We start from the raw sequence: 9219 nt of genomic DNA, 5'->3' as shown, positions 1-9219 counted from the left end.
TAACGGGAAATATGCAAATGCTTATATAGACGAAATATTTTATACTGAAGGTAAAATTGCAAATGGTTGGTATGATGATGGAACAGATTGGTATTTTTTCCAAAAAGGTAAAAAATATAATGGATTTGGAACAGATGCAAATGGAAGAAGATATTTTGTAAACGGCAAATATGCAAATGGAATATATGATGGTAAATTATATAAAGATGGCTTAGTATCAAAAGGACAAACTTATGCAAATGGAGTTTTCTACGATGAAAATATAAGTCCTGCAAATGGTTGGTATGACGACGGATATGATTGGTATTTCTTTAAAAACGGAGAAAAACATACAGGAAATGCAACAGATGGAAATGGACAAAGATATTTTGTGAATGGGAAATATGCTAATGGATTTTACGACGGAAAATCTTATTTAGATGGAGAAGAAGTAGATTTAGCTGATTCCGATTGGTATGTTTCAGATGGTGTTTGGAGATCTAGAGATACAGGTAGAAGTTGTTATGTAAATGGTGACTTTATAGTTATAAGTTTAAGCGATCAAAAACTATGGATTGTTAGAAACGGACATATAATTTCCAGAATTAGTATCGTAAGCGGTAAGCCTGTAAGTCCTACTGTAATAGGAAATTTCAGAGTTCTTTCAAAAGAATATTCAAGGATATTAAGAGGTCCGGGATATGCTTCATGGGTTCAATATTGGATGCCATTCTATGGAGACTATGGAATTCATGATGCAAATTGGCAACCATCTTCTGCTTTCTCAAATAGTAATTACTATAGATGGGGAGGATCACATGGTTGCATAAATGTTCAACCTAGTGAAATGGGATATATTTACAGTAATTCTTATGTTGGAATGAGAGTTATAGTTTATTAGTATTGATTTTAAATTATAAATATGTTAAAATTAACTCGTTAATAGTTACGTTGAATGATAAAAAATAATATGAAATTTTTAGAGAGTAATTGTTTGGTGTGAAATTATATTTTTGTATTATGGGGAAATCAGGAGTAAATTATTTTAAGAAGAGATGTCTTTTAGACATAATTAGGGTGGAACCACGGTCATATCGTCCCTTACGATATGGCCTTTTTATTTGTAAAATTTTAGGAGGATATTATGAAATCAGAAAAAAGTATGGAAAAAGTAGTTTCTTTATGTAAAAGTAGGGGAATAATTTATCCGGGTTCAGAAATTTATGGTGGACTTGCAAACACTTGGGATTATGGTCCTTTGGGTGTTGAATTTAAAAATAATGTTAAAAAGGCTTGGTGGAAAAAATTTGTTCAACAATCAAAATATAATGTTGGACTTGATAGTGCGATTTTGATGAATCCGGAAGTTTGGGTTGCATCAGGTCATGTTGGTAGTTTTAGTGACCCTTTGATTGACTGTAAGGAATGTAAATCACGTTTTAGAGCTGATAAACTTATAGAAGATTTTTATTTTGAAAATAATCTTGGTGATATAAATGTTGATGGTTGGGAAAGTGAAAAAGTTGAAGAATTAATGGAAGAAAAAAATATTTGCTGTCCAAGTTGTGGAAAGAAAAATTTTACAAATATAAGAAGATTCAACCTTATGTTCAAAACTTTTCAAGGTGTAACTGAAGATAGTAAAGCTGAAATTTATTTAAGACCTGAAACTGCTCAAGGCATTTTTGTAAACTTTAAAAATATTGCCAGAACTTCAAGAAAGAAAGTTCCGTTTGGAATTGCTCAAGTTGGGAAATCTTTTAGAAATGAAATTACTCCGGGTAATTTTACTTTTAGAACTCGTGAATTTGAACAAATGGAATTGGAATTTTTCTGTAAACCGGGAGAAGATTTAGAATGGTATGACTATTGGAAAAATTATTCTTTCAATTTCTTATTATCTTTAGGAATGAACGAAGAAACTTTAAGACTTAGAGACCATAAACAAGAAGAATTAAGTTTTTACAGTAAGGCCACTTGTGATATAGAATTTTTATTCCCATTCGGTTGGGGAGAACTTTGGGGAATTGCTGACAGAACTGATTATGACTTATCAAGACATATTGAAGTTTCCGGAGAAGATTTAAGATATATCGATCCTGTTACAAATGAAAAATATGTTCCATATTGTATTGAGCCATCATTAGGTGCAGATAGAGTTGCATTAGCTTTCTTATGTAATGCTTATGATGAGGAAGAAATAGGAGAAGGAGACATAAGAACTGTTTTAAGATTGCACCCGGCTTTAGCTCCATTTAAAGCAGCGATTTTACCATTAACTAAAAAATTATCAGAAAAATCTGATGAAATTTATGATGAACTTTCAAAATATTTTATGATAGATACAGATGTTTCAGGAAGTATTGGAAAGAGATACAGAAGACAAGACGAAATTGGAACTCCATTTTGTATAACTGTTGACTTTGATACTTTGGAAGATGAATGTGTAACTGTTAGATTTAGAGATACTATGGAACAAGAAAGAATAAAAATTTCTGAATTAAAAGATTTCATAGAAAAATCTTTAGAATTTTAAGGAGAAATTATGATTAATAAAAAAGTTGTTTTTGGGTCAAGTATGTGTCCTGATTGCATTGTTATGAAAAACGAATTGGATAAAAGAGGGATAAAATATTTATATCTTGACATTAATGAAAATTTAGCAAATTTAAAGAAATTTTTAATTTTTAGAGAAAATTCTGCTTTTGATTTTGCAAAGAAAAATGGTTCAATCGGTATTCCTGCTATGGTAATTAATGACGGAGAAAAAATTATTTTTAGTATAGAAGAGTTCGATAAACTTTTTTAGTTCGTATTTGTGTCTTGCAAAAGTATATCAAAAAGGTATATAATATATTTGTTATATATTAAATTTTATGGAGGAAAATATGTTAGAAAATTTAAAACCTGAAAGAGTTTTTCATTATTTTGAAGAACTAACTAAGATTCCAAGAGAGTCTGGAAATGAACAAGCTGTAAGTGATTATTTGTACAGCGTTGGAAAATCATTTGGATATGAAACAATCCAAGATGAAAGTAATAATATTGTTATAAGAAAACCTGCTCATAAAGATTATGTTGACCATGAACCTATTGTAATTCAAGGACATATGGATATGGTTGCTGAAAAAGCTGACGGAGTTTGCCACGACTTTTTAAAAGATCCGATTCCTGTTATTGTAGATGGAGAATGGGTTAAGACTAAAGGCACAACTTTAGGTGCAGATGATGGAATTGCTGTTGCTATGGGTCTTGCTATTTTAGAAGACAAAGATGCAAAACATCCAGCATTAGAGCTTTTAGTAACTACTGATGAGGAAAGAACAATGGCAGGAGCAAGAGCTGTTAAAAAAGAATTATTAAACGGAAGAAAACTTTTAAATATTGATGCTGAAGAAGAAGGTATTTTACTTTCAGGTTGTTCAGGTGGACATAATGTTATGGGTACTTTAAAAGTTAAATTCGAAGAAAATGATAAGAAAAATACTTTTGTTTTATATGTAAATAATATGCTTGGTGGACATTCAGGAATGGAAATTCATCAACAAAGAGGAAATTCTTTGAAATTTACTCTTAGAGCTTTAGATATGGTAAGAGAAATTGCTGATTACAGATTGGTTAGTCTTGAAGGTGGAACAAAACACAATGCAATTCCTAGAGATGCTAAGGTTGTTTTCACAAGTGATGCAGAAGAATTTAATATTGATTTTTCTAAATTGATTAGTGAATATCCACTTGATAAGGATATGAGAGTTAGTATAGAAAAAATAGAAAATGAAAAAGAAGTTTTATGCAAAGGCTGTCAAGAAAAGTTGGAAAATGTAATTAGAAATATTCCTCATGGAGTTTACTCAATGATGGAAGAATATCCATCAATCGTTGAATGCTCAGATAACTTTGCGATGATTAAATTTGACGGAGATATTATTAGATTTACACTTTCACTTAGAAGTTCAAATCCTAAAACTTTTGAAGAATATACAAATATCGTAAAAAAAGTTTATGAAGAAAATTCTGTTGAATATACTTTAGAAGATTACTATAAACCTTGGGAATTTGCAAAAGTTTCAAAATTAAGAGATACTGCATTAGAAGTTTATAAAAATTTAACTGGAAAAGAAATGAAGGTTGAAGTTGTTCATGCAGCTTTAGAACCTGCAGTTTTCGTTGATACATTCCCTGATATGGAAATGATATCAATAGGACCTACAATGAAAGACGTTCACAGTCCGGTTGAAAGATTAAATATTCCTTCAACACAAAGAACTTTTGAATTTGTAAAAACTTTATTAGAAAATCTTTAATATTTATAAAAAAATCACGAGCTACTAGCTCGTGATTTTTGTTTAAATATGTACTACTCACCGAACACTTTTGTGTGGGGTGAGGGATTCATTCTTTAGATTGAAGAATTTTCATTTAAGACATCAAGAAGTAAGTCTAAGTTTAGTCCATGAACCATAGTAGCTTCTTCAAGAGTCTCCATTTGGCTTGCAGGACAGCCAACGCAAGAAAGTCCAAAATTAAATAAAATTTCTACTGCGTCCGGATGGATTTGAATAATGTCTCCGATTAACATATCTTTTGTTATTTGCATAACGCACCTCCTAAATATCTTAATAATATAATTTTGATTCAAGATAATTTACTTTAATTAAATTATGTGAATTATAATTATCTTATACCCATATAATACATTGAATTTCAAAAAAAATCAAGATATATTTGTCGTTAAAACTTAAATTTATCAATTTGGGTATATTGTATTATGTAAAAATTAAAAAATATTTATATTACAAAAATTTTTTTAATTGGACTAATTTATTAAATTGTGATAGAATAATAGAGTTATATTGGAGGATTATTATGAAGTGTTGTGATAATAGAAAAGCAATAGATAATTTATATAGAAATATTGCTATAAAAGATAGCTTAAATGCTCAAGAGGATAGCAAAGAGATTGAAACAAAGATTGCTTTAAGTTTAGGTTACACTTTGGAAGATTTAGAAAGTGGAGCAAATCTTGGGCTTGGTTGTGGAAATCCGATTCAAAATGCAAATTTAAAAGAGGGAGAAACTGTTTTAGATTTAGGTTGTGGTAAGGGAATGGACGTTTTTAAGGCTTGTAAAATTGTTGGAGAAACAGGTCTTGTTATCGGTGTTGATAGACTTCCTGAAATGGTTGAAAAGGCAAATTACATAAGAGAAAAGAAAAAACTTTTTAATACGGATTTCAGGGTTTCAGATATTGATAATCTTAAAGTTGAAGACAATACGGTTGACTGTGTAATTTCAAATTGTGTTATAAATCTTTGTGAAGATAAGGAAAAGGTCTATTCTGAAATTTTTAGAGTTTTGAAACCGGGTGGAAGAATTTCAATTTCAGACATTGTTCAATTCAATGAACTTCCTACTTGGGTTAAAGATGAACCTATTTTTCATGCAACTTGAGTTGCCGGTTCAATAACTTCAGTGAAGTTAAAGGGTATTTTGAAAAAAGTCGGGTTTGAACTTTACACAATAATTGAGGAAGAATTGACTGAAGAATATCTTGCAAAATGGGGACACAAATTAAATTTAAGAGAACATATAAGACGTGGTAAAATTTTAGCATTTAAACCAGAAAATTAAGGAGAAAAAATGTATAAACTTTATTCATCAATTTTTATGATTATTTTAACTTTTGCAATTATATTTTTTATTTCAAAGAAGTATGATTTAGATAGAAATCAAAAAATAATCTTTTGGTTATTTGTACTTTTTTGGAGTGGAATAACTGTTGTTAGAGCATATAGAAAACTTTATGCAATAAGTCCTATGGAAGAGGGAGGACTTGGTTTTTCAATTATTATGGCTGCACAGATAACTTCTGCTTATGGGCTTATCAGTTGCTTTATAAGGCTACCGATTTTTATACTTAGTGATATTTTCAATAGAAAAAAGATATTTATTCAGATTGCGCTTTTTGTTTTAACATTGGCATCATTTATGGTGGTTTTAAAACCAAGTTACAATACTTTATATTTCTCATCAGTAGCTATGGGTATATGTGCGTCAATGCTTGCGGTGTTCAATGTATTGTTTTCAGAGACTTTTTCTAAAGAAAAAGCTGCGATTTCGGCATCTATATTATCAATAGCACCACTTTTAGCAGAATTTATAGCAGCACCTATTCAATATTTGTCAACTTATGGCTCATATAAAAATTTTAAATTGCTTTGGACACTTTCTGCAATTATTTCTGTTATAGCTTTTGTTTTGACTTTTTTTGTTAAAGACGTTTCTTATTCGGCGAAGAGATTTAGTTTTGCAAAGGTTAAAAAAGTTTTTGAATTTAAAGGATATTTATATATTTGTTTAATTGCAATTTTAGTTTCATTTATAAAATTTTCAACTTCAGGGGCAAATATGATTGCCTATGCAAAAGTTAATCTTAATATGCCACCACTTTTTTTGGCCTATATTGACGTCTTGTTTGCTTTTCCACAACTTGTTGCAAGTGTACTTGCAGGAACTTATTTTGCTAAAAAATTTGGAATTGAAAAGACTTTAGTTTTAGGTTTGGGTTCGAATTTAGTTTTTTATATAATAATTTTATTAACTAGAAGTTATTTACCTGCATTTTTAGGATATATGTTTAACGGTTTTGGATATGGAATTGCATATACTTGTTTGATTTCAATGGCTATGCAATATTTTGAAAAAGAGGATAGAAATGTTAGTATGGGAATATTCCAATTATTTTTCGCTATGGGAGTTTACTTTGGAGATAGAGTGTATCTTTGGATTTCAAAGCTAATACCGAATGGAATACTTGGCTTTGAACAAAATAAATCAATTTACTTAATAGTGGTTGGAATAACTTTGATAAGTATATTAATGGCACAATTTAAAATAAAAGAAAATGCTTAAAGGACAGTGTGTTTTTAAATACACTGTTTTTTCTTTTAATTAATGATTTTTTTTTTCTTTTATGATATAATAAGAGCAACTTTATGTTTATAAGGTTGTTTAATTTAATCGTGGTTACGATAATTATTATGTGAATATAAAAATTAATTAGGAGAAAGAATGGGTAATTATTTTGGAACAGATGGTGTTCGTGGAGTTTATGGAGAAAATTTAACTGATGAACTTGCATATAAACTTGGAAAATCTGTCGGATATATTTTAAAAAATGAAGAAGAAAAATTATTTATAATAGGTAGAGATACTAGAGAAAGTGGAAAGAGCCTTGAAAACAGTTTGGCAAAAGGCTTATTGGAAATGGGCTTTAATGTTGTTAGTATAGGAATTGCTCCTACACCAACAGTTGCTTGCTTAATAAAATATTTTAAGGCAGTTGGAGGCGCTGTTATTTCAGCATCACATAATCCTTTTAAATATAACGGAATCAAGATTTTTAATGAAAATGGTTTTAAAATTTCAGATGAGATTGAATTTAAAGTTGAAAGTATTTTAGATGATGAAGATTTTGATTTTGGAGAAGTACAAGAAGGAATCTTCACAGAAGAAACTGATGCTGTTTCTATTTATGCAGATTATTTAAAATCAAGAGTAGATGCAGATTTTTCTAATTTAAAAATTGCAGTTGACTTTGGAAATGGCGCTGCTTATAAAATTGCAAGAAAATTATTTGAAGATTTAGGTATGGAAGTTATTTCTTTAAATACTGCTCCAGACGGAAAAAATATAAACTTAAACTGTGGTAGTACAAATATGGAAGTTATTAGACAAGCAGTTTTAGAAAATGATGTTGATATGGGATTTTCTTTTGACGGAGATGCTGACAGATGCTTAGCAGTTGATGAAAAAGGAAATATTATGGACGGAGACCATATTTTAGCTGCTATGGCTAAGTCATATAAAGAAAAAGATGAGCTTACAAATAATGCAGTAGTAGGAACTGTTATGAGTAATATCGGACTTAAAAAGTATTTAGATTCAATAGGAGTTGATTTTATTCCAGCAAAAGTTGGAGATAGATTTGTGCTTGAAAATATGCTTGAAAATAATTATATTTTAGGAGCAGAACAATCCGGACATGTAATTTTCTTAAATGATAGCACGACAGGGGATGGAACTTTTACAGCACTTAAAATTTGTGAATTGGTTGCAAGTAGTATAAATAATCTATCATATTTCAATGAACTTATGGTTTCTTATCCACAAGTGTTAGTTAATGCGAAAGTTAAGTTGGAAAATAGAAATTCTTATTTACAAGATAGAGAAATTGTAGAAGAAATAAAGAAGATAGAGCAAAGATTTTCCGGAAATGGTAGAGTTTTGATAAGACCTTCAGGTACAGAGCCTTTAGTTAGAGTAATGATTGAAGGAGAAAATCAAGAAGAATTAGAATTAGAGGCAAAAAAACTTGCAAAAATTATTGAAGAGAGGTTAGGATAATATGAGGGAAAGACTTATAGTTGCTGATAGTTGTTGTGATTTAACCGAAGAGTTAAAGAATAAATTAGATATTGAGTTAGTACCTTTGACTTTACAACTTGATGATGTAGATTATTTAGATGATGAAAACTTGAATTTAAATGAATATATAGAAAATATGAAAAAGGCTAGTTCTGTAAAGACAGCTGCTCCATCTCCAAAACTTTTTATGGATAAATTTGAACAAGCAAAGGAAGTTTTTTGCATTACTTTATCAGGAAAATTAAGCGCAACTTATTCAAATGCTTGTTTGGCTAGAACAATGGTACTTGAAAAAGGAGAAAAATTGATTCATATTTTTGATACAAAATCTGCTGCCGCAAGTGAAACTTTAGTTGCTTTGAAAATTCAAGAATGTATTAATAATAAAATGTCATTTCAAGAAATAGTAGATACTGTTACAAATTATATTGCTGATATGAAAATATTTTTTGTTTTAGAAAACCTTGATAATTTAATTAAAAATGGTAGAATTTCTAAACTTAAAGCTATGATAGTATCTGCTTTTTCCATTAAACCTGTTATGTATGGTGTTGATGGAGAAATCGAGGTTTACAAAAAAGTTAGAGGATTAAAGAAGGCTTATGCTGAACTTGTAGATTCTATATCTGAAAATTGTTCAAATATTGAAGATAAAAAGTTGGTAATAACTCATTGTAATTGTTTAGAAAGAGCTAAGGAAATAAGAAATAAAATTATTGAAAAATATAATTTTAAAGAAATTTTAATTGTTCCTGCGAGAGGATTGTCCTCTACTTATGAAAATGAGGGTGGAATAATTATCAGTTATTAGTG

General features: G+C 29.5%; 10 protein-coding genes. 9 read left to right on the top strand and 1 reads right to left on the bottom strand.

Features of this window, described 5'->3' with window-relative positions; all coding sequences use genetic code 11:
* The 4 genes from HMPREF3181_RS05235 to pepD form a co-directional block, all read left to right on the top strand.
* On the top strand, window positions 1-880 hold an 880-nt coding region (locus HMPREF3181_RS05235; RefSeq protein WP_156436000.1), incomplete at its 5' end, for a L,D-transpeptidase family protein.
* A gap of 243 nt (window positions 881-1123) precedes the next feature.
* Entirely contained in the window at window positions 1124-2515 is a 1392-nt protein-coding gene (locus HMPREF3181_RS05230; protein WP_068474024.1) for a glycine--tRNA ligase, read from the top strand.
* 9 nt (window positions 2516-2524) lie between these two features.
* A complete protein-coding gene (locus HMPREF3181_RS05225) occupies window positions 2525-2788 on the top strand; it encodes a glutaredoxin domain-containing protein (RefSeq protein ID WP_068474021.1) in 264 nt (87 codons plus the stop codon).
* Window positions 2789-2867: 79 nt separating this feature from the next.
* Complete coding sequence (gene pepD / locus HMPREF3181_RS05220) at window positions 2868-4283, top strand: beta-Ala-His dipeptidase (RefSeq protein WP_068474018.1); 1416 nt, start codon at window positions 2868-2870, stop codon at window positions 4281-4283.
* 95 nt (window positions 4284-4378) lie between these two features.
* Here pepD and HMPREF3181_RS05215 read toward each other — a convergent pair whose 3' ends face one another.
* On the bottom strand, window positions 4379-4576 hold the full coding sequence (locus tag HMPREF3181_RS05215; RefSeq protein ID WP_068474015.1) for a DUF1858 domain-containing protein: 198 nt from the start codon (window positions 4574-4576) through the stop codon (window positions 4379-4381).
* A 269-nt stretch (window positions 4577-4845) separates the two neighbouring features.
* Between HMPREF3181_RS05215 and HMPREF3181_RS05210 the strand changes: the two genes are divergently transcribed.
* The 5 genes from HMPREF3181_RS05210 to HMPREF3181_RS05195 all read left to right on the top strand — a co-directional run bounded on the left by HMPREF3181_RS05210 (window position 4846) and on the right by HMPREF3181_RS05195 (window position 9217).
* The gene (locus HMPREF3181_RS05210; protein WP_068474014.1) at window positions 4846-5430 is read left to right on the top strand and encodes a methyltransferase domain-containing protein; all 585 of its coding nucleotides are present in this window, start codon (window positions 4846-4848) and stop codon (window positions 5428-5430) included.
* A gap of 39 nt (window positions 5431-5469) precedes the next feature.
* Window positions 5470-5610, top strand: a complete 141-nt coding sequence (locus tag HMPREF3181_RS07725; RefSeq protein ID WP_156435999.1) for a hypothetical protein — start codon at window positions 5470-5472, stop codon at window positions 5608-5610.
* A 9-nt stretch (window positions 5611-5619) separates the two neighbouring features.
* Window positions 5620-6891 (top strand): MFS transporter, encoded by a 1272-nt coding sequence (locus HMPREF3181_RS05205; protein ID WP_068474011.1) that lies wholly within the window; start codon window positions 5620-5622, stop codon window positions 6889-6891.
* Between the two features lie 159 nt (window positions 6892-7050).
* On the top strand, window positions 7051-8385 hold the full coding sequence (gene glmM, locus HMPREF3181_RS05200) for a phosphoglucosamine mutase (RefSeq protein WP_068474008.1): 1335 nt from the start codon (window positions 7051-7053) through the stop codon (window positions 8383-8385).
* Window position 8386: 1 nt separating this feature from the next.
* Complete coding sequence (locus tag HMPREF3181_RS05195; RefSeq protein ID WP_068474006.1) at window positions 8387-9217, top strand: DegV family protein; 831 nt, start codon at window positions 8387-8389, stop codon at window positions 9215-9217.
* Window positions 9218-9219: the final 2 nt, after the last annotated feature.

Origin of the sequence: Parvimonas sp. KA00067, from assembly GCF_001553085.1 — a bacterium.
Lineage (GTDB): Bacteria > Bacillota > Clostridia > Tissierellales > Peptoniphilaceae > Parvimonas > Parvimonas parva.
This window is presented reverse-complemented; position numbering and strand designations above follow the sequence as displayed.

What these genes read in the sequence shown, in the direction of transcription:
- HMPREF3181_RS05230 (WP_068474024.1), top strand. Translation starts at nt 1,124, where the DNA reads ATGAAATCAGAAAAAAGTATGGAAAAAGTAGTTTCTTTATGTAAAAGT.
- HMPREF3181_RS05225 (WP_068474021.1), top strand. Translation starts at nt 2,525, where the DNA reads ATGATTAATAAAAAAGTTGTTTTTGGGTCAAGTATGTGTCCTGATTGC.
- pepD (WP_068474018.1), top strand. Translation starts at nt 2,868, where the DNA reads ATGTTAGAAAATTTAAAACCTGAAAGAGTTTTTCATTATTTTGAAGAA.
- HMPREF3181_RS05215 (WP_068474015.1), bottom strand. Translation starts at nt 4,576, where the DNA reads ATGCAAATAACAAAAGATATGTTAATCGGAGACATTATTCAAATCCAT.
- HMPREF3181_RS05210 (WP_068474014.1), top strand. Translation starts at nt 4,846, where the DNA reads ATGAAGTGTTGTGATAATAGAAAAGCAATAGATAATTTATATAGAAAT.
- HMPREF3181_RS05205 (WP_068474011.1), top strand. Translation starts at nt 5,620, where the DNA reads ATGTATAAACTTTATTCATCAATTTTTATGATTATTTTAACTTTTGCA.
- glmM (WP_068474008.1), top strand. Translation starts at nt 7,051, where the DNA reads ATGGGTAATTATTTTGGAACAGATGGTGTTCGTGGAGTTTATGGAGAA.
- HMPREF3181_RS05195 (WP_068474006.1), top strand. Translation starts at nt 8,387, where the DNA reads ATGAGGGAAAGACTTATAGTTGCTGATAGTTGTTGTGATTTAACCGAA.